General features: G+C 71.6%; 21 protein-coding genes. 14 read left to right on the top strand and 7 right to left on the bottom strand.

From position 1 onward, the window contains the following. Nucleotides 1-41 precede the first annotated feature (41 nt). The gene (locus QSK39_RS10995; protein ID WP_285477506.1) at nt 42-800 is read left to right on the top strand and encodes a TtfA family protein; all 759 of its coding nucleotides are present in this window, start codon (nt 42-44) and stop codon (nt 798-800) included. Here QSK39_RS10995 and QSK39_RS10990 read toward each other — a convergent pair. After that, nucleotides 797-1,483: a hypothetical protein gene (locus QSK39_RS10990; RefSeq protein ID WP_285477505.1), complete on the bottom strand. Its 687-nt coding sequence runs from the start codon at nt 1,481-1,483 to the stop codon at nt 797-799. The genes QSK39_RS10995 and QSK39_RS10990 overlap by 4 nt on opposite strands. A 71-nt stretch (nt 1,484-1,554) precedes the next feature. Between QSK39_RS10990 and QSK39_RS10985 the strand changes: the two genes are divergently transcribed. The 4 genes from QSK39_RS10985 (at nt 1,555) to pyrE (ending at nt 6,263) form a co-directional block, all read left to right on the top strand. Beyond that, nucleotides 1,555-2,388, top strand: a complete 834-nt coding sequence (locus QSK39_RS10985; RefSeq protein WP_502873256.1) for an SDR family NAD(P)-dependent oxidoreductase — start codon at nt 1,555-1,557, stop codon at nt 2,386-2,388. A 75-nt stretch (nt 2,389-2,463) separates the two neighbouring features. Continuing rightward, nucleotides 2,464-3,225, top strand: a complete 762-nt coding sequence (locus tag QSK39_RS10980; RefSeq protein WP_285477503.1) for an ABC transporter ATP-binding protein — start codon at nt 2,464-2,466, stop codon at nt 3,223-3,225. Beyond that, entirely contained in the window at nt 3,225-5,672 is a 2,448-nt protein-coding gene (locus QSK39_RS10975) for an ABC transporter permease (RefSeq protein ID WP_285477502.1), read from the top strand. The genes QSK39_RS10980 and QSK39_RS10975 overlap by 1 nt, the downstream gene beginning before the upstream one ends. A 27-nt stretch (nt 5,673-5,699) precedes the next feature. Further along, nucleotides 5,700-6,263 carry an orotate phosphoribosyltransferase gene (pyrE, locus tag QSK39_RS10970; RefSeq protein ID WP_086671745.1) on the top strand — a complete coding sequence of 188 codons (564 nt, stop codon included), beginning with the start codon at nt 5,700-5,702 and terminating at the stop codon, nt 6,261-6,263. Nucleotides 6,264-6,306: 43 nt separating this feature from the next. On the opposite strand, the gene QSK39_RS10965 is transcribed toward pyrE, so the two are convergent. Continuing rightward, a complete protein-coding gene (locus QSK39_RS10965; protein ID WP_285477501.1) occupies nt 6,307-6,492 on the bottom strand; it encodes a CsbD family protein in 186 nt (61 codons plus the stop codon). Between the two features lie 160 nt (nt 6,493-6,652). Here QSK39_RS10965 and QSK39_RS10960 point away from each other — a divergent pair, with 160 nt between their 5' ends. The 7 genes from QSK39_RS10960 to QSK39_RS10930 all read left to right on the top strand — a co-directional run bounded on the left by QSK39_RS10960 (nt 6,653) and on the right by QSK39_RS10930 (nt 10,298). Next, nucleotides 6,653-7,216 (top strand): RNA polymerase sigma factor, encoded by a 564-nt coding sequence (locus QSK39_RS10960; RefSeq protein WP_285477500.1) that lies wholly within the window; start codon nt 6,653-6,655, stop codon nt 7,214-7,216. Then, nucleotides 7,207-7,776 (top strand): Asp23/Gls24 family envelope stress response protein, encoded by a 570-nt coding sequence (locus tag QSK39_RS10955; protein WP_285477499.1) that lies wholly within the window; start codon nt 7,207-7,209, stop codon nt 7,774-7,776. The genes QSK39_RS10960 and QSK39_RS10955 overlap by 10 nt, the downstream gene beginning before the upstream one ends. Next, entirely contained in the window at nt 7,773-8,129 is a 357-nt protein-coding gene (locus QSK39_RS10950; protein WP_285477498.1) for an Asp23/Gls24 family envelope stress response protein, read from the top strand. Before QSK39_RS10955 ends, QSK39_RS10950 begins: the two co-directional genes overlap by 4 nt. Then, nucleotides 8,126-8,437 carry a hypothetical protein gene (locus tag QSK39_RS10945; protein WP_285477497.1) on the top strand — a complete coding sequence of 104 codons (312 nt, stop codon included), beginning with the start codon at nt 8,126-8,128 and terminating at the stop codon, nt 8,435-8,437. The genes QSK39_RS10950 and QSK39_RS10945 overlap by 4 nt, the downstream gene beginning before the upstream one ends. Nucleotides 8,438-8,507: 70 nt before the next feature. Continuing rightward, entirely contained in the window at nt 8,508-8,933 is a 426-nt protein-coding gene (locus tag QSK39_RS10940) for an Asp23/Gls24 family envelope stress response protein (protein ID WP_285477496.1), read from the top strand. A gap of 301 nt (nt 8,934-9,234) precedes the next feature. Then, nucleotides 9,235-9,627, top strand: coding sequence for a DUF2784 domain-containing protein (locus QSK39_RS10935; RefSeq protein ID WP_285477495.1), 393 nt, complete (start codon nt 9,235-9,237; stop codon nt 9,625-9,627). 14 nt (nt 9,628-9,641) lie between these two features. Further along, complete coding sequence (locus QSK39_RS10930) at nt 9,642-10,298, top strand: TrmH family RNA methyltransferase (protein ID WP_285477494.1); 657 nt, start codon at nt 9,642-9,644, stop codon at nt 10,296-10,298. Here QSK39_RS10930 and QSK39_RS10925 read toward each other — a convergent pair whose 3' ends face one another. Further along, complete coding sequence (locus QSK39_RS10925) at nt 10,299-12,434, bottom strand: molybdopterin-dependent oxidoreductase (RefSeq protein ID WP_285477493.1); 2,136 nt, start codon at nt 12,432-12,434, stop codon at nt 10,299-10,301. Between the two features lie 72 nt (nt 12,435-12,506). On the opposite strand from QSK39_RS10925, the gene QSK39_RS10920 reads away from it, so the two are divergent. Continuing rightward, nucleotides 12,507-13,526, top strand: a complete 1,020-nt coding sequence (locus QSK39_RS10920; RefSeq protein WP_285477492.1) for a glycoside hydrolase family 76 protein — start codon at nt 12,507-12,509, stop codon at nt 13,524-13,526. Here the strand turns inward: QSK39_RS10920 and QSK39_RS10915 are convergent. The 4 genes from QSK39_RS10915 to QSK39_RS10900 all read right to left on the bottom strand — a co-directional run bounded on the left by QSK39_RS10915 (nt 13,491) and on the right by QSK39_RS10900 (nt 17,650). Beyond that, nucleotides 13,491-14,012 (bottom strand): GNAT family N-acetyltransferase, encoded by a 522-nt coding sequence (locus QSK39_RS10915; RefSeq protein WP_285477491.1) that lies wholly within the window; start codon nt 14,010-14,012, stop codon nt 13,491-13,493. The two genes, QSK39_RS10920 and QSK39_RS10915, sit on opposite strands and share 36 nt — an antisense overlap. Nucleotides 14,013-14,037: 25 nt before the next feature. Beyond that, nucleotides 14,038-15,552, bottom strand: a complete 1,515-nt coding sequence (locus QSK39_RS10910; RefSeq protein WP_285477490.1) for a hypothetical protein — start codon at nt 15,550-15,552, stop codon at nt 14,038-14,040. A gap of 124 nt (nt 15,553-15,676) precedes the next feature. Next, a complete protein-coding gene (locus QSK39_RS10905; RefSeq protein ID WP_285477489.1) occupies nt 15,677-16,543 on the bottom strand; it encodes a LacI family DNA-binding transcriptional regulator in 867 nt (288 codons plus the stop codon). A gap of 69 nt (nt 16,544-16,612) precedes the next feature. Beyond that, nucleotides 16,613-17,650, bottom strand: a complete 1,038-nt coding sequence (locus QSK39_RS10900) for a LacI family DNA-binding transcriptional regulator (protein ID WP_285477488.1) — start codon at nt 17,648-17,650, stop codon at nt 16,613-16,615. A 119-nt stretch (nt 17,651-17,769) separates the two neighbouring features. Here QSK39_RS10900 and QSK39_RS10895 point away from each other — a divergent pair, with 119 nt between their 5' ends. Next, nucleotides 17,770-18,786, top strand: coding sequence for a substrate-binding domain-containing protein (locus tag QSK39_RS10895; protein WP_285477487.1), 1,017 nt, complete (start codon nt 17,770-17,772; stop codon nt 18,784-18,786). Nucleotides 18,787-18,809: the final 23 nt, after the last annotated feature.

The following is an 18,809-nucleotide window of genomic DNA, read 5'->3' as shown; positions in this document are numbered from 1 at the left end:
GCCATCATCTCTTCGGCGTAGCAGGCGATACCCTGCACGTCGTGGGTATTCCGGCGTGGATCTGGTTCGTCATCGCCGCCGTCGCGCTGGTGGCGGGGCTGGGGCTGCTCGCGGCCGACCGGGCGAAGGAGGGCTCGCGCAACCGCGAGCGAATGCGCTGGGCGCAGTTGCGCGGCTGGCAGTTCGTCGAGGAGGACGAACGGCTGCCGCAGCAGTGGTCCAACGGCGCGATCGGCTACTTCGGCGCGGACGCCGCCGTGAACGTCGTCGCGGGTTCGACCTTCACCTCCGACGGCCGCCGTCCCGTGTTCATCTTCGACATCGAGTCCGAGGGGCAGATCCCGGCGGTCGTGGTCGCCGTGCGCTGCAACAAGAAGCACCGGATCCCGATCGAGATGTGGCTGTCCAGCGTGCCGTTCCAGCGCGCGGACATGCCCGAGATGCTCGGCCCGATCGGCTCGCGCTACGCCTTCGCCGACGACGCCGACGGGGCCCGCGCGGTGATCACCCAGGAGCTCGTCGACGCCGCGGACCAGCTCGGCGGCGACGTCGGCGTGGCCTGGCTCGAGGCCGAGTGGGTGCTCGCCAGCGTCGTCCCGACCGCCGGCCCGTCGCGGCTCGAGCGGCTGCTGCGCGACCTCGGCGAGATCGCGGACATCGTCGACCCGTTCGACGAGGACTACGACGCGGGCCGCCACCAGGCGAGCGCGCCCATCCCGTCCGCCGGCAGCACCCCGCCGACCCCGGCCGCCGGGACGCCGGTCCAGCACCAGCCCGTGGACCCGCCGGCGCAGGACTAGAGGTCGAGCACCGGCTGGTCGAGCACGCTGACCGCCAGGGTGCCGCGCAGCGACGTCGTGCCGCCCTGGACGTGGACGACGTGGTCGACCTCGAGGTCGCCGCTGAACGAGCCCGACGAGTCGCTCAGGGACGTTCTGACCAGGCCGGACGCCGGTCCCAGCTGACCGCCCAGCTCGTGCGTCTGCCGCAGGTCGAGGTCGCCGGAAAGGCTGCCGACCGCGTGGAGCTCGGACGCCGTCCCGACCGCGCCCAGCTGCCCGAGGTCGACGGCCTGGCCGGACGAGTGGCGGGCGGCGACCCCGCCGGTGAGGTCTCCCGCGAACAGCCCCGCGTCGAGCTGCTCGGCGTTCTCGCTCAGGACGTCGACGCCCTTGGCGAGCCAGACGCCCTGGTGGGACCGTTCGAGGACACCCGCGCGGTCGCCGCGCGTGGCGACGGCCTCGGTGAGGTCGGACGCGAGCCGGGCGTCGCCGAGCTGCTTGACGACGACGTCGCGGCGGCTCGCGGAGAGCGTGTCGCCGTCGCTGTCGAGCGTGGTGGTGTGCCGGTGGTCGAGGGGCAGGGTGAGTTCGGCCGGGGCCGCGAGCGCCGCCGCGGGGGCCGCGAACAGGAGGGCCACGGGCGCCGCGCCGGCGGCGATCTTGGGCAGGTAGCCGCTCTTGCGCCTGCTGTGCTTACCCATGATCGGGACGATAACCCGAGGGCGAAACAGCTGCACGCGGAGGCCCTGACCTGTGGGTATCGTTCACCCACATGACCACCACCAACTTCTCTGTCGGGGGTCCGGGTGGCGGAGCCCCCGGCCCGGGGCGAAGCCCCGGAAGTCACACTGCCGTGATCACCGGGGCCACCGCGGGCATCGGCGCGCAGTTCGCGCGCACGCTCGCCGCCGAGAAGTACGACCTCGTCCTCGTCGCCCGCGACACCACGCGGCTGGAGGCCTACGCCGCCGAGCTGCGGGAAAAGCACGGCGTCGGCGTCGAGGTGCTCCCCGCTGACCTGTCCGAAGTGGACGGACGGACGGCGGTCGAGGAGCGGCTCGCCGCCGGCCCGGTCGACCTGCTCGTGAACAACGCCGGGTTCGGGCTGAACGGTGACTTCTGGACGATCCCGCCGGACGCGCTGCAGCGCCAGCTCGACGTCAACGTCACCGCCGTGCTGCGGCTGACGCGGGCCGTGCTGCCCGGCATGATCGAACGCGGCCGCGGCGAGATCATCCAGGTCAGCAGCGTCGCGGGGTTCTTCAGCGGCCGCGGTTCGACGTACACGGCCAGCAAGAACTGGGTCACGTCGTTCACCGAAGGCATCGCCGCGTCGCTGCCCAAGGGCGTCCGGATGATGGCCCTCTGCCCGGGTTTCACGGCGACCGAGTTCCACCAGCGGGCCGGGATCGGCAAACCGGGCCCGAAAATCGCCTGGCTGGGTGTCGAACAGGTGGTCGGCGAGGCGCTGGCGGACCTGCGCCGCGGCAAGGTGATCTCGGTGCCGAGCCTGCAGTACAAGGCCGTCGTCGCGATCGGCGGGCTGCTGCCGCGCGCGGTGCTGCGCCGGATCAGCGGCGGTTTCGGCGGCAAGGGCCGCACCTGAGTAGGGCTGTCCCTACCTCGAAGACGCGCGTGCGCACCAGGGTGGCCGGCGGGCTTCCTCCCTAGCGTTTTCCCCATGACAACTGGGTGGCACGAGGCAGCCGACGCGGTCCGGCTGGAGGCCGTGCGCAAGGAGTACGGCGAAGGCGTGGTCGCGCTGGACGGGGTCTCGATCTCGTTCCCGCGGGGCGGGTTCACGGCGGTGATGGGCCCGTCCGGGTCGGGCAAGAGCACGTTCCTGCACTGCGCGGCCGGGCTCGACCGGCCGACGTCGGGCCGCGTCGTGCTCGACGGCCAGGACCTCGACGGCAAGAGCGAGACGTACCTGACGAAGCTGCGGCGCGACCGCGTCGGCTTCGTCTTCCAGGCGTTCAACCTGCTCTCGGCGCTGACGGTCGAGCAGAACGTCGTGCTGCCGCTGCAGCTGGCCGGCAAGCGCCCCGACAAGCGGCTGGTGGCGCGGATCCTCAAGCACGTCGGGCTCGACGGGCGCCGCAAGCACCTGCCCGGGCAGCTCTCCGGCGGGCAGCAGCAGCGCGTCGCGATCGCGCGGGCCCTGGTCACCGACCCGGCCGTGCTCTTCGCCGACGAACCGACCGGCGCGCTCGACACCCGCACCGCCGCCGACGTGCTCGGCCTGCTGCGTGAGTCCGTCCGGGCGTCGGGCCAGACGGTGATCATGGTGACGCACGACCCGGTCGCCGCGTCCTATGCCGACGAGGTCGTGTTCCTGGCCGACGGCCGCATCGCCGGCCGGCTCGCCCGGCCGACCGCGGCCGCCGTCGCCGAGCGGATGACCCACCTGGGTGCCTGGGACCGGATGGCGGTGCAGGCCTGATGTTCTCCCTCGCCCTCCGGACCCTCCGCCTGCGCAAGGGGGCCTTCCTGGCGACGTTCGTCGCCGTGTTCTTCGGCGCGCTGATCGTCTCGGCGTGCGGTGGCCTGATGGAGACGGGCATCCGGTCCGAGACGCCGGTGCAGCGGCTGGCCGCCGCGCCGATCGTCGTCGGCGGGCAGCAAACGTTTGCGGTGCCCAAGGAGGACCCGGCGACCCTCGACCCCGACGACAAGCACAAGTTCAAGAACGCGACGCTGCCCGAGCGTGTCCGCGTCGACGCCTCGCTGGCCGACCGCCTGCGCGCGGTCCCCGGCGTCACGAACGTCGTCGGCGAGGTCAGCTTCCCGGCGCAGGCCGGCGCCGCGAGCGCTCTCGGGCACGCGTGGGACTCCGCCGCCCTGACGCCGTACACGCTGAAGGGCGAAGCGCCGAAGCCGGGCGAAGTCGTCGTCGACGCCGGGCTCGGGCTCGCGATCGGGGACAAGCTGCCGGTCGCCGCCCACGGCAGCGTTGGCGAATACCGGATCTCCGGCATCGCCGAGGCGCCGCAGGCCATGCGGGACTCCGCGCTGTTCTTCTCCGCTTCGGACGCTTCGAAGCTCTCCGGGCACCCGGGCCAGTACGACGCGATCGGGGTCTTCGGCGGTGACGTCGCCGCGGTGACGGCGGCCGTCGGGGACGCCGGGATCGTGACGACCGGGTCAGACCGCGGTCTCCTCGAGTTCCCCGAGGTGAGCAAGAGCGGCGAGAACCTCATCGTCCTGGCCGCCGTCTCCGGCGGGCTGTCGGCGATGGTCATGGTGTTCGTCGTCGCGGGCACGCTCACCCTGTCGACCCAGCAGCGCCAGCGCGAACTCGCGCTGCTGCGCGCGATCGGCACGACGCCGCGCCAGCTGCGGCGGATGGTCCTCGGCGAGGCGCTGGTCGTCGGCGTGCTCGCGGTGGCCGTCGCGGTCGTGCTCGGCCCGGTGCTCGGGAAGTGGCTGTTCGGCGAGCTCGCGGCCAACCACGTCGTGCCGGACGTGCTGGAGTTCGAGCAAGGCTGGCTCCCGGCGACGGTCGCCGCGGGCGCGTCGCTGCTCGCCGTCATCGCCGCTTCTTTCGTCGCCGGACGGCGGGCCTCGAAGGTCCGCCCGACCGAGGCGCTGGCGGAAGCCGCCGTCGAGCGCCGCTGGCTGACGCCGATCCGGGTGATCACCGCGATCCTGTGCTTCGCCGGTGGGACGGCGCTGGCGATCGTCACGGTCGCCGTGATGACCGGCCCGGTCGCGGCCAGCACGGCCGGCCCCGCGGTGATGCTGTGGGCGTTCGGGCTCGCGGCGATCAGCCCGGGCGTCACGAAGGTGACGGCGATGCTGCTGCGCTGGCCGGTCCAGGCCGTCAGCGGCGTCACCGGCCGGGTCGCGCTGCTCAACACCCGCGTCGGTGCGGTCCGGACGGCGGGCGCGGTCACCCCGATCATGCTCGCGGTCGGCATCGCGACCGCCAACATCTACCTGCAAACCACCCAGGAAGCCGTCTCCAACCAGGCTTACACCGAGGACCTGCGGGCGGACGCCGTCGTCGCCGGGCCGGGCGGGCTGGACCCGTCGGTGCTCGGCCGGGTCGCCGCGGTGCCGGGGGTCGCCGGCGCGTCGGAGTACGTCACGAGCACGGTGTTCGTCGTCAAGCCGTACGACTCGAACTCCGACGACGACGGCTGGCCCGCGCTCGGCGTCAGCGAGCTGACCGGGAACGCCATCGAGGTGCCGGAGAAGCTCGGCCGCCACGTCGGCGACACGCTGTCGCTGCGGCTCGGCGACGGCACGCCGGTGGACGTGCGGGTGAGCGCGGTCGTGAACCAGCGACCCGGGTTCGAACGGCTCGTGCTGCCCGCGTCGCTGCTGGCTCCGCACACGACGCTCGGGCTCGCCCCGCAGCTGCTGGTGCGGGCGGCCGAAGGCGTCGACACGGCGACGCTGACTTCGCGCCTTCGCGAGGCGACGGCCGGGATGCCGGTGGTGGTCGGTGATCGCGACGCCCTCATCGCGGCGCACGCGAAGGGCAACGAGATCGGCGCGTGGGTCAACTACCTGCTCGTCGGGATGATCATCGCGTACACGGTGATTTCGGTCGTCAACACGCTGGTGATGGCCACGTCCAAGCGGCGCCGCGAGTTCGGGCTGCAGCGGCTGAGCGGGTTCACCCGCGGCCAGGTGCTGCGGATGGCCGGCGTCGAAGGCGGGCTGATCGCGACCATCGCGGTGCTGCTCGGGACGCTGGTCGCGGCGGGCTCGATCGTGCCGTTCTGCCTGGTGGTGAGCGGATCTTTGCTGCCGTCCGGGCCGATCACGATCTACCTGACGGTGCTCGCGATCGCCGCGGTGCTCTCGCTCGTCGCGATCCTCGTCCCGGCCTGGGCGGCGACGCGCGGGCGTGCGGTCGACGCCACATCCATCGGAGAGTGAGCACGGCCGTGTGTAAGACTCTCGGCCGTGGCGAACCCCGGGTTGGATCAAGCGGCGAAACTCGAACTGGCCAGGCTGGTCACCGATCTTTCCGTGGTGCACGGAAAAGTGACCCTGGCGTCCGGCAAGGAAGCCGACTACTACATCGATCTCCGGCGCGCGACGCTGCACCACGCGGCCGCACCGCTGATCGGCAAGCTGCTGCGCCAGCTCACCGCGGACTGGGACTACGTCGCCGCGGGCGGGCTGACGCTCGGCGCCGACCCGGTCGCGCTGGCGATGCTGCACTCCGCGGCGACCGACGGGGTCGTGCTCGACGCGTTCGTCGTCCGGAAGTCCGTCAAGGAACACGGCATGCAGCGGCGCATCGAGGGCATGGAGGTCCGGGGGCAGCGCGTGCTGGCGGTCGAGGACACCTCGACGACGGGCGGCAGCGTGCTCGAAGCGGTCGCGGCCCTGCGTGAAGCGGGCGCGAACGTGATCGGCGTGGTGACGGTGGTCGACCGCGACACCGGCGCGCGCGAGGCCATCGAGAAGGAAGGCCTGGAGTACCGCTACGTCCTCGGCAAGGACGACCTCGGCCTGGACTGATCGGCCGGACCCGGGGACCCCCTCGGTCCCCGGGCCGCCCGGCTCACTTCTTGAAGAGGTCCTTCGCGGCGTCCTTCACGTTCTCGACGGCGCCTTTCAGCCCGGCCTTCGCCTGGTCGGCCTGGCCCTCCGCCTGCAGCTGCTCGTCGCCGGTGGCCGACCCGGCCGCCTCCTTGGCCTTGCCACCCAGCTCTTCGGCCTTGTTGCCGATCTTGTCGCCCAGCGACATCGCGCACCTCCCGTTCCGCCGGGGCCCCGGCGGGGCACCCTCGTGCACCAAGGACCACCGGGGCGCGTGATCGTCACGGACTCGCCCCGGTGACCCACGTCACCGACAATCACCCCGTGACGTTTTCCGCGCTTCCGTGTCTTCCCGTCGAGGAGGTGCCGTGACGACCAGCGCGGAGCCCGGTACGCCGCTCGACGACGCGACCCTCGTCGGGCGCGCGAAGGACGGCGATGTCCAGGCGTACGAGCAGCTCGTGCTGCGCTACCAGGGGCCGATGTTCCGGCTCGCCGTGAAGATGCTCGCGCACCGCGGTGACGCCGAGGACGTCGTGCAGGAGGTCTTCCTCAACGCCTGGCGCAAGCTCGAGCAGCTCGGCGAGGACGCGGCGTTCGTCGGGTGGCTCTACCGGGCCACCACGAACCGCTGCCTCAACGTGATCCGTGCGCGCAAGCCGCAGGCGGACGTCGACCTGGACACCGCCGAGTCGCCGCGGGTGGACCTCCAGCCGGAGCGGGCCGCCCAGGTCAGCGGCCAGCTCGCGGCGTTGAACGCGGCGCTGGCGCAGCTGACGCCGGAGCAGAGAGCGTGCTGGCTGCTGCGCGAAGTGCACGGCCGGTCCTACGAGGAGATCGGCGAAGTCGTCGGCGCGAACGCGACCGCGGTCCGCGGCCGGATCGCGCGCGCCCGGGCTCAGCTGGCGGAGGTGATGAAGCCATGGCGATGACGGACTACGAGCTGCCCTGCGAACGCGATGTCGAGCAGGTGTGGGAGCGGCTGGACGCGGTCGGCGCCGGGCTGGCCGACGAACACGAGCTGACCTGCCCGCACTGCCGGGCCGCGCGCGAAAGCCTGCTGGCCCTGCGCGAGGCCACCGCGGAGCTGGCGGCCGAGGACGACGTGCCGCCGGCCCTGTTCGGCCGGATCATGTCGGCGGTGCGGGCCGAGGTGCGGCGCGGCTCGATGGTGGCGCTGCCGACCCCGGAACCGGGGTTCGTGGAGATCAGCGAGCAGGCCGTGGCCGCGGTGCTGCGGTACGCGGCGGACACGGTCGACGGCGTCCGGGCGCGCCGCTGCCGGGTGCGGACGGGTGTCGGCGGTGTTGTTGACGTCGAACTCACCCTCGCGGTGAGTGTGCGGAACGTCGCCGGCGGTGCGGCGTTGGCGCTGGTGCGGGAGCGGGTGACCGCGGCGGCCGCGGCCCGGGTGGGGCTGACGCTGGCGAAGCTCGACCTGCTGGTGGACGACATCTATGCGGAAGACACGGCCGGGGAGCCAGGGGAATGAGCGTGGACTACGTCATCGCCGATCCGGTGATCGCTTCGGTGGCGGCGCGGGCGGCGATCGGGACGCCGGGCGTGGTGCGGCTCGAACCGGGCCTGCGCGGCCTGGTGACGGCGTGGACGCGAGCCGCGCGCCAGCGGTGGAAGGGCCTCGATCCAGCGCCGGCGGACGGCGTCCGGGTTCGCACGGCGGACGGCCGGGTGACCGTCGAGATCGACCTGGTCACGGCGGCGGCCGACCAGGCCGCGGCGGTCGGCCGGGCCGTGCAGCGCGCGGTCCGGCGGTTCGTGACCGAGCAGACCGGCCTGGTCGTCGACGAGGTTTCGGTGTCCATCATGGACATCGAGGCCCGGTGACCGCGGCCGAAGCCGTCGAGCGGATCGTCGGCGCCCTCGCGGCGGTGGACGGCCTCCGCCCGGCCACCCCGGTTTCCCCCGAGACGACGTGGCTGCCGGTGGACTGGGCCGGCCTGGCGGTCGACCTGGCGGCCGACGTCGTCCGGATCCGCCTGATCGCGACGCGCTTGCCGATCCCGCCGTTGCTGGACCAGGCCGCGGCGCTGGTGCGGCCGATCCTGGCCGGGACCGAGTGGGAGAACGCGCGGCTGCAGCTGGTCGTCACGGACCTCGACGGCGCGGCGTTCGCGAGACCCACGTCACAGTGATCTCTTCCCGCCCTGGGGGTCCTTACCTACGAAAAGCCTTGGGGCTTGAGGACATTCAGGGAGGATCACCATGACCGCGACCGCCGAGAAGACCGAAACCGCCGCCCTCGTCACGAAGCAGGGCACGACCACGATCGCCGACACGGTGGTGCAGAAGATCGCCGGGCTCGCCGCGCGCGAGGTCAGCGGCGTGCACGACCTCGGCGGCGGCGCCGCGCGGGCGTTCGGTGCCCTGCGCGACCGCATCCCGGGCGCGTCGGCCAGCGCCGGCCAGGGCGTCTCGGTCGAGGTCGGCGAGAAGCAGGCGGCCGTCGACCTGCAGCTCCTCGTCGAGTACGGCGTCGCCATCGCCGACCTCGCGCGGTCGGTGCGCCGCAACGTCATCACGTCGATCGAGCAGATGACCGGGCTGCAGGTCGTCGAGGTGAACATCAACGTCAGCGACGTCCACCTGCCCGGCGACGAGGAGCCGGCGCCGAGCGACCGGGTGCGCTGACCCGGCCCGGCGTACCGTCGAGGGCGTGGACGAGCCGTCGAAGCCCGGCGAGCCGCCGGAGCGGCCCGGGCACCAGCCGCCGTGGAAGAAGCCGCCTGAGCAGTACCCGCACGAGGAGCCGACGAAGTACCCGGCAAAACGCCCACCGGAATTCCCACCGGGTGTGACGCCTCCGTCACCGCCGGGGTGAACGGGTTGCTCCGGTGGGTTGAACATCACACAGCTGGGCATTCTCAGGGGCGGCCGAACTCGATCAGCGGAGTAACGTCGCTGGTAGGGGGTTCGGTGAAGGGGGCGTGTGGTGGCGAAGTTCTTGGCGGAAGTAACTGTCGCGGTGCACATCCTGGCCCTGCTGCTCATCGGTTTGGGCGGTTTTCTCGCCTGGCGCTGGCCGAAGCTGATCTTCGTCCACATGCTCGCCGTCGCCTGGGGCATCCTGGTGAACGTCGCGCCGGTGCCGTGCCCGTTCACCGCGCTGGAGAACTTCTTCCGCCACCAGCAGGGCCTCGGTGACCTGCCCGGCGGGTTCAACGCCTACTACCTGTACGGCACGGTGTTCCCCCAGTCGTGGCTGCCGGCGATCGGCATCGTCGCGATCGCGGTGGTCGTGTACTCGTACGTCGGCGTCTACCACCGCTGGCGCCACCGCGACCACAGCGAGGACGCCCGGACGCACCGGGTGCGCCTGGGCTAGGCGACAATCGGGGGGTGAGCACTTCCCCCGACGCCGGACCCACCGAGTGGGTGAGCCGCGAAGAGGTCGGCGTCGGCCCGTGGCCGGGTGACTGGCCGTCGGACGAGCGGTACGACCCGGACCTGCTGCGCGACGGCGACCGCCGCAACGTCGTCGACGCCTACCGCTACTGGCGCCGCGAAGCGATCGTGTCCGATGTGGACCGCCGGCGGCACCCGTTCCACGTCGCGATCGAGAACTTCCAGCACGACCACAACATCGGCACGGTGGTCCGCACGGCGAACGCGTTCGCGGCAGCGGAGGTCCACATCGTCGGCCGCCGCCGCTGGAACCGCCGCGGCGCGATGGTGACGGATCGCTACCAGCACCTCCGCCACCACGACGACGTCTCGGGGTTGGTCTCGTTCGCTTCCGAGCAGGGGCTGGCGGTCGTCGCGGTCGACAACACACCGGGGTCCGAGCCGGTCGAGACGGCTTCGCTGCCGCGTGAGTGCGTGCTGGTGTTCGGCCAGGAAGGCCCCGGGCTGTCCGAGGGCACGCAGCAAGCGGCGTCCCTGGTGGTGTCGATCGCCCAGTTCGGCACGACCCGCTCGATCAACGCGGGCGTGGCGGCGGGGATCGTCATGCACGCGTGGGTCCGCCAGCACGCCGACTTGTCGACAGCCTGGTAGCTACGCGGGCGCGACCTCCACCGGGATCCCGTTCAGCACCGAAGTCCCCGACGGCACGTCCAGCAGGGTCTCGTCCGCGACGAGGTTCGAGTTGACCCCCGGGTTCGCACTCGCCACGCGCGTCCGCGAGCCGTCGGCGTCGTGGCCCCAGCCGTGCGGGATGCTCACCACGCCCTGGCGGACCTCGTCGGTCACCTCCACCGGGACCTCGAGCTTGCCGGCGCGCGAGGTCACCGACGCCAGCGAGCCGTCGGTGAGGCCGAGGCGCGTCGCGTCGGCCGGGTGGACCAGGACCGTGCAGCGGTTTCCGCCGCGGATCAGGGGTGCGAGGTTGTGCATCCACGAGTTGTTCGAGCTCAGGTGGCGCCGGCCGATCAGCACCAGGCCCTCGTCGAGCGGGCGGTCCAGCTCGGCGCGCAGCCGCGGGACGTCGGCGACGATCGTCTCCGGCGTCAGCTCGATCCGGCCGGACGCGGTGCACAGCACCTCGGGGATCCGCGGCTTCAGCGGCCCGAAGTCCAGCCCGTGCGGCGCGGCTTCGAGGTCGGCCAGCGTGACGTCGTAGGGGCCGGCACGCAGCAGCAGGTCGACCAGCCGCGCGGGGCCGGTGCGGTCGCGGGTGACCTCGAGTTTGGCGCGGCGCGCGACGTCGGCGGCGACGAAGTCGTCGAGCGCCTCGACGTCCGCCTCGGGGCCCTGACCGGTGACGATGCCGGTGAGCCGCAGCATCGTCTCCCACTCCTGCGGCAGCTTCGACGGCAGTGTCGCCGGGGTCCAGTTGGCGACGTTGCGCACCGAGAGCTGGTAGAAGGCCAGGTCGAAGTGCGGCCGTTCGAGCGGTGACGGGCCGGGCAGGATGACGTCGGCCTGGCGCGACGTCTCGTTCAGGTAGACGTCGACGGAGATCATGAAGTCGAGCTTCTTCAGGGCTTCGGCGAGGCGTCCCGCGTTCGGCGTGCTCAGGCAGGGGTTGCCGCTGACCGTGATCAGCGCGCGGACCTGGCCGTCGCCCGGGGTTTCGATCTCGTCGGCGAGCGTCGCGACCGGCAGCTCGCCGACGACCTCCGGGTAGCCGCGCACGCGGCTGTGCCAGCGCCCGACGGCGAACGGCCGCCGGTTCCCGGTCGGCTGGCACGCGGCCAGCGGGAACATCGCGCCGCCCGGCTCGTCGAGGTTGCCGGTGAGCACGTTGAGGACGTCGACCAGCCAGCTCGCGACCGTGCCGAACGTCTGCGTCGTCGTGCCGATCCGGCCGTAGACCACGGCGTTTTCGGTGGCCAGCTCGAGGGCCATCCGGCGGATGTCGGCGGCGTCGATCCCGGTGCGCGCGGCGACGGCCTCGGGCGTGAACGGCCGGGCCAGCTCGCGGACGTCGTCGAGGCCGTTGAGGTGCTCCGCCAAGCGGCCAGGGGCGACGCGGTTCTCCGCGAACAGGACGTTGACCAGGGCGAACAGCAGCAGTGCGTCGGTGCCGGGCCGGATGGCGTGGTGTTCGTCGGCGAACTGCGCGGTGCGCGTGCGGCGCGGGTCGACGACGACGATCTTGCCGCCGCGCTCGCGGATCCCGCGCAGCCGCCCGCGGATGTCCGGCGCGGTCATCAGGCTGCCGTTCGAGACGAGCGGGTTGGCGCCGAGGATCAGCAGGTGCCGCGTGCGGTCGAGGTCGGGCACGGGGATGGCGAGCGGGTCGCCGAACATCGTGCCGGACGAGTAGTGCTTCGGCATCTGGTCGACCGACGTCGCGCTGTAGAAGTTCTTGGTGCCCAAGGCTTTGTAGAGCACGCGCCCGTAGAGCGTGAGCGCGATGTTGTGCACGCCGGGGTTGCCCGCGTAGACCGCGACGGCGTCCCGGCCGTGCTCCTCGAGGATCGGCGGCAGGCGGCGGTCGATCTCGTCGTAGGCCTCCTGCCAGCTGACCTCGACGAACTCGCCGCCGCGCTTGAGCAGCGGCGCGGTCAGCCGGTCGGGATCGTGGTGCAGCGCGCCGAGCGACGCGCCCTTCGGGCAGATGTACCCCTTCGAGAAGACGTCGTTCTCGTCGCCCTTCACGCGCGTGACCTGCTGGTTTTCGTTGAGCGTGACCTCCAGCCCGCAGGTCGCCTCGCACAGCGGACAGGTGACGTGTGCCGTGGTCATGGGTACCTCGCAGGCCGTCGGGGTCCTTCAACATACCGAGCGGTATGTCGATGGGCAAGGCAGGATTGCGCCATGGACGTCTCGGCTGCCGAACGCGCGGTGACCTCTCGGCACCTGCGCCGGGTGTGGGGCCTGCCCGGCACAGTCCTCGGCCGCAGCGGCTGGCCGCCGTCACCCGGCCAGCGGCTGCACTGGCATTGGAACTACTGGTGGCAGGCCCACCTGCTGGACACGCTCGTCGACGCACAGCTGCGTGCTCCCAGCGCTTCGCGCTTGGCGGTGATCCGTTCTTTCGTGCGTTCGGTGCGGCTACGCAACTTCGGGCGCTGGACGAACGAGTACTACGACGACATCGCGTGGCTCGGCCTTGCGCTGCAACGGGTTTCGTCGCTGGGCATCGAGGTCGGCCCGGCGGTCGCGGCGATCGACACGCAGCTGCTCTCGGGCTGGACGGCCGCGGCGGGCGGCGGAATCTGGTGGCGTCGCGGAGACGACTTCAAGAACGCCCCGGCCAACGGCCCGGCGGCGATCTTCCACGCCCGGTCGGGAAACCTGGTCAGGGCGCGCGCGATGACGGACTGGATGACGTCCACTTTGGTCGATCCCGGCACCGGCCTGGTCTGGGACGGGATCCGGGCGGACACGGGCGAGCTGGTCAAGCACATTTACACGTACTGCCAAGGTGTTTACCTCGGCGCGTGCCTCGAACTGTCTGAAATGGACAATGCGGCACGGACGGTCCGGGCGGCGGCCGAGCACTGCGCCCCGGGCGGGGTGATCCGCGGCCAGAGCGGCGGCGACGGCGGGCTGTTCGGCGCGATCCTTGCGCGCTACCTGGCGTTGGCGGCCCATGCCCTGCCCGAACCGGAGGCTTCCCTGGCGCGTTCTTTGGTGCTGAGGTCGGCAGAAGCGTGCTGGTCCGGCGCGGCGGAAGGACCGGTGTTCAGCGCGTTCTGGGACCGCCCGGCGCCGTGGCCTCTTCCGGACGACGCACCGGAGCGCGACCTGTCGGTCCAGGTGGGTGGCTGGATGCTCCTGGAGGCCGCGGCGACGCTGTCACCAGACGTCGCCGGCCCGCCAGTCGGCGGTTAGCTCCCCGTCCAGGTCGAGGGGCGCCCGCCCGGGGAACACGTAGACGCCGCCGTCGTCGTCCTCGGTTCGCCGGACCCCGGACGGTGTCAACGCGGAAGTCGGCCCGCGCCACCGCTGCCAGCCGCGGCCCGCGTACAGCGGCGCCCCGGCTCTGGTCGCGCTCAGCGCGCCCACCTCGTACCCCGGCAGCAGCTCCTCCATCGCCGCCATCAGCGCACTCGCGACTCCGCGCCGCCGGTGGTCCGGGTGCACCGCGACGCCCTCGACGTACCCCGTGTTCAGCACGCGGTCGCCGTGCAGCAGCCGGCGTTGCACGAGCGAGGCGTGGCCGATCAGCTCGCCGCCGTCGAAGGTCAGGGCGTGCATGCCGCCGAGCGTGTTTTCCCAGCCCGGCGGATCGAAGTCCGTGAACGCGCCTTCGAGCAGAGCCCGGACGGCGAGCAGGTCGGCGGCCGGCAGCTGGGCGGTGTGCGCGAGTCTGACCACCCCGCCATTCTCCGCTACGGGCGGGTCAGTTCTGGAAGCCTTCCTTGCGCGGGTCGAGGTCGATCTGGTCGCGCTTGCGGTCTTCTCCGGCCTCGTGCCAATCGGCGATCGCGGCCTTGAGGCGGGCTTTCTGCTCCGCGTCGCTCTCCGCGTACTTTTCCGCGGCTTTCTTGATGCGATCGGCCGCCATGAGGTACCGCGCGGTCGTCTTCTGGAAGAACGACTCGACGTCGCTCCGCAAGGCGATCAACGCGGTGTCCGCCGCGGTGGGCACGACGCCGCGGCCCACCAGCTGCCCGTCGGAGTAGGAGGCTGTCGCGACGTCGCTCAGCAAGCCGGAATAGACCTCGGCAACGTCGTAGCAGTGCTGGGCTATCTCCATGACCACCACGACGTCCACGGCGAACCGGCCGGACGCGGACGGGTCGCTGCTGTCGCCGTCGGGACTGCTTTTCGTGAAGTCGTAGAGCTCCAGCACCGTGCGGTCGACGCCGGCGATCCGCTGCTCGATGGCCGTGACGGCTTTCCGGTAGTCCGCTTCGGCTTCGTCCAGATCGGTGTGGAGGGCGCGGACGGCGGGATCCAGGTGCGCGAAGAAGCCGCTCAGCTGCGGGAACCGAAGCCCTTCGTTCGTTTTCGCCTCGCCGACGTTCGCCACGACGTCGACCACGAAGCCGATCAGGCTCAGCGCATCGCCGATGCTGCCCGGAGCCTCCTTGCCCAGCGCCTTGGCGACCGTTGTCGCGATGCCCCACGCCTGGCCGGCGGCGTTCACCGCCACCTTGGCCTTCGGAACTTCTTTCGCCGGCACCGGCGCGGTTTCGAAGAGTTCGCCGGTGGCCCGGCCGATCAGCTCGAGGATGTTGTTCCGGGTGGCGTGGATCGTCGTGGCCCGCAAGGAATAGCAGTTCGCCAGCCACCGCACGAGCACGCTCTGGTTCTTCAGCGTGGGGCCGACCGTCGAAAGGAAACCGCCTTTGAGGCTGGTGGCCGCGAGTCCCGTCCACCCGGCCATCCACGCCCGGTTGTTGTTGCCGTCGTCCCGGACCGAGAGCTTCTCGACCATGCCGGGCAGGGTGTAGGCGTCGACCGATCCCTCCGGCCGCATCGTCCCGTCGGCTTTCAGGAGGCTTTCCCGGGCATCCTCCAGGGACGACAGTTCCGGCCCGCCCGCCAGATCCGGGATCCCGGCCGCCAGCTGGTCCCGCTTCGCCCACGCCCAGTCCCCGACCTGGGAGAAGACGTCGGCCGCCCGGCATTCGACGTACTTGGCGTCCGGGACGCTCCAGCCGTCGCAGGGCGCGGACGGCCGGTTGGCCTGCGTGCTGTCGCTGACGGCCCAGGCGACGATCGGGCAGGTCGTCAGGTGGCCGCGCGACTCGGGCGGGACCTGCCACCGGGCGGGCTCGGGCGCGCCGTCGATCTGGCTCGTCCCGCCGCGCAGGGTCTGGCCGGCGTCGTGGGTCCAGCGGCGTTCGAGCGTCTGCCAGAAATCATTGAGTGCCGCCGAAAGGGAAGCCGAATAAACGCTTCCGCTCATGTATTGACCGCTCATTCGCCACTTCCCCCGATTCGTGCGCCGTCAAACGGGCCGAGGGTAGCAACAAAGTGACGCATTGAGACTAATTGTCACTCCCGGACGTCCGGAAGTGGCCAGTGTCCGCTCAGCAGCCGCAGGAGGCGCCGTGCAGGAAACGCGGCGTCAGCGAAACCGATTCCGGCGGCCGGTCCGGGTCGGCCATGCGGGACAGCAGCAGCTGGACCGCCCGCTGCCCGATGTCCGCCACCGGCTGGGCCAACGTTGTCATCGCCGGGCTCACCCGCCGGGCCCACTCCATGTCGCCGTAGCCGACCACCGCCAGCTCCGAGCCGATGCGGATGCCGCGGCGGTGGGCCTCGTACTGGACCCCCACCAGCATCGACTCGTCCGCCACCACCAGGGCCGTCGGGGAGGGCCAGCCGTCCAGGAGCTTGGCCGTCGCGCGGGCCGCTCCGCCCGAGGTCGACAACCCGGACTCCACCAGCTCGCGGTTGAACCGCAGCCCCGCCTGCTCCAGTCCCAGCCGGTAGCCGCGGACGCGCTCACGGCTGATGTCCAGGCCCTCGTCGCCCGAAATCAGGCCGATCTTGCGGTGCCGGCCCGACGTCAGGTGGCGGACCAGCGACGCCACCGCGTGCACGTTCTCCGTGCCGACCTGGTCGACGTCGTTGCGGGCGGCGACGCGGTCGGCCAGCACCGTCGGCACGCCCATCCGGACCAGGCCGTTGACCACCGCTTCGTCGCCGATCGAGGGGACCAGCAGCACGCCGTCCACGAGGTCCGCCCGCAGCGCGCGCACCAGCGAGGCTTCCTCGCTCACCGTGTCGCCCGTGTCGGCCAGCGTGACGTCGCACCCCGCCTGCGCCGCGGCCGCCCTGATCGAGCGCAGCAGCTCACCCGAGTAGGGGTTCGCGTGCGTACCCATCGCGACGCCGATCCGGTAGGTGACCGGGGGGTCCCACAACCGGAGCTCTGGCGAAAGTGCGGTCATTAGCCCTCGCAGACGCTCAGCGGAAAGGTATCCGCTGAGCGGCCACGCCGAGGCGTCAGGACCTCAGAATCACTGATGTGAGTGAACCGGCGGGCAGCCGCAGGACTCACGGTGACGCAGGGTGGGTGCCAGCCGGACCGTCTCGGCCTTGCGCGCGGGGTCGTTGATCCGGGCCAGCAGCAGCCGCACCGCCTGCCGCCCGATCTCCTCGATCGGCTGCGCCATCGTCGTCAGCGGCGGGTCGACCAGGTCGGCCCACTCGACGTCGTCGTAGACCACCACCGGCAGGTCCTGCCCGATCTTCAGGCCGCGACGCCGTGCTTCGTGCAGCACCCCGACCATCATGCTGTCGTTCCCGACGACCAGCGCGGTCGGCGGTTCGGGCAGCGCCAGCAGCGTGCTCAACGCCAGCGAGCCGCCCTCGTGCGACGAGTTCCCGCAGGCCACGAGGTCGGCCGACCACGTCAGCCCGGACCGGCCGAGTCCCAGCCGGTAGCCCAGCACGCGCTCCTCGCTCGTCGACAGCCCGGGCGTGCCGCTGATCATCCCGATCCGCCGGTGCCCGAGCGTCGCGAGGTGCGCGGTCAGCGCCGACGTCGCCTGGATGTTCTCCGTGCCGACCTGGTCGACGTCGGCGCGGGTGGTCAGCCGGTCGATCAGCACCGTCGGCACGTCCAGCGACACCAGCTCGCCGATCACCGGGCCGTCGCCCGGGGCCGGGGTGATGAGCAGGCCGTCGACGCGCCGCGAGCGCAGCGCCCGCACGGTGTCCCGCTCCGTGCCCGCGGTGTCGTGCGTGTCGGCCAGCAGCACGGTGTACCCGTGCGCCGACGCCTCCCGCTCGATCGCCTGCATCAGCGTCGCGAAGTACGGGTTGGCCACCAGCGAGATGGCCATCCCGATCGACCGCGTCCCGCCGGTGACCAGCGAGCGGGCGATCGCGTCGCCGGTGTAGCCGGTCGTCTCGATCGCCCGGAGGACGGCCGCCTTGGTGTCCTCGGCGACCGCCCGCGTCCCGTTGACGACGTGCGAGACGGTCGTGATCGAGACGCCGGCGAGCTCGGCGATGTCCCGCTGGGTCGGCCGCGATGATCTCGGCTGGGGCATGCCAATCCTTTCCGGCAAGCGTTTGCGCAAACGCTTGCGTCCACGGTGCAGTCTGTCTACCTTCCCGACCATCGGCAAGCACTCGATCACACCGTGTCTTCCATAAGGGGTGAGAACCCATGAGACAGCGAAGTCTCATCGCACTCACGCTGGCCGCCGTCCTCGCCGCGACGACCGGATGCACCGTCGAACGCCATTGGGGCGGCAACACCAACACCGGCGGGAGTGGCAAAGCGAAGGTCGGCCTGGTCACCAAGACCGACACCAACCCCTACTTCGTCGAACTGCGCAACTCCGCCCGGGCGGCCGCGCAGGCCAACGGCGCCGACTTCAACGCCCTCGCCGGCCAGTTCGACGGGGACAACGACGGCCAGGTCCGTGCCATCGAAAACCTCATGCAGCAGGGCGTGAACACGATCCTCATCACGCCCAGCTCCTCGACCGGCGTGCTCAAGGCGATCAAGGACGCCCGCGACGCCGGGGTCCTGGTCATCGCCCTCGACACCGCCACCGAACCGCCCGACGCCGTCGACGCCACCTTCGCCACCGACAACTTCGCCGCCGGCGAGCAACAGGGCGCGTACGTCAAGGCCGCACTCAACGGCACCCCGCCCAAGCTGCTGATGGTCGACGGCACGGCCGGCAGCTCGGTCGACACCCAGCGCCACGGCGGGTTCCTCAAGGGCATCGGGCTGACCGACGGTTCGCCGGAGATCAAGGGCCACACCGCGGCCAACGGCGACCAGAGCCTCGCCCAGCAGGGCATGGAGAACCTGCTGCAGCGCAGCACCGACATCAACGCCGTCTACTCGATGAACGAGCCGATGGGCCGCGGCGCGTACGCGGCTTTGAAGGCCCGTGGGCTCACCGGCCAGATCGTGATGGGCTCGATCGACGGCGGCTGCGAAGGCGTCCAGAACGTCAAGGACGGCCAGTACGCCGCGACCGTCATGCAGTTCCCCAAGAAGATGGCCGAACAGGGTGTGCTCGCCGCCGTCGAGTACGCGAAGACCGGCAAGAAGCCGACCGGCTTCGTCAACACCGGGTCCGCCGTGATCACCGACAAGCCGCTGCCCGGCGTCGAAAGCCACGACACCGCGTGGGGCCTGCAGAACTGCTGGGGAGGCACACGGTGACATCTACAAACGCGACGACGGCA

The sequence above is a fragment of the Amycolatopsis sp. NBRC 101858 genome, from assembly GCF_030269325.1.
Taxonomy (GTDB): Bacteria; Actinomycetota; Actinomycetes; order Mycobacteriales; family Pseudonocardiaceae; genus Amycolatopsis; species Amycolatopsis ponsaeliensis.
This window is presented reverse-complemented; position numbering and strand designations above follow the sequence as displayed.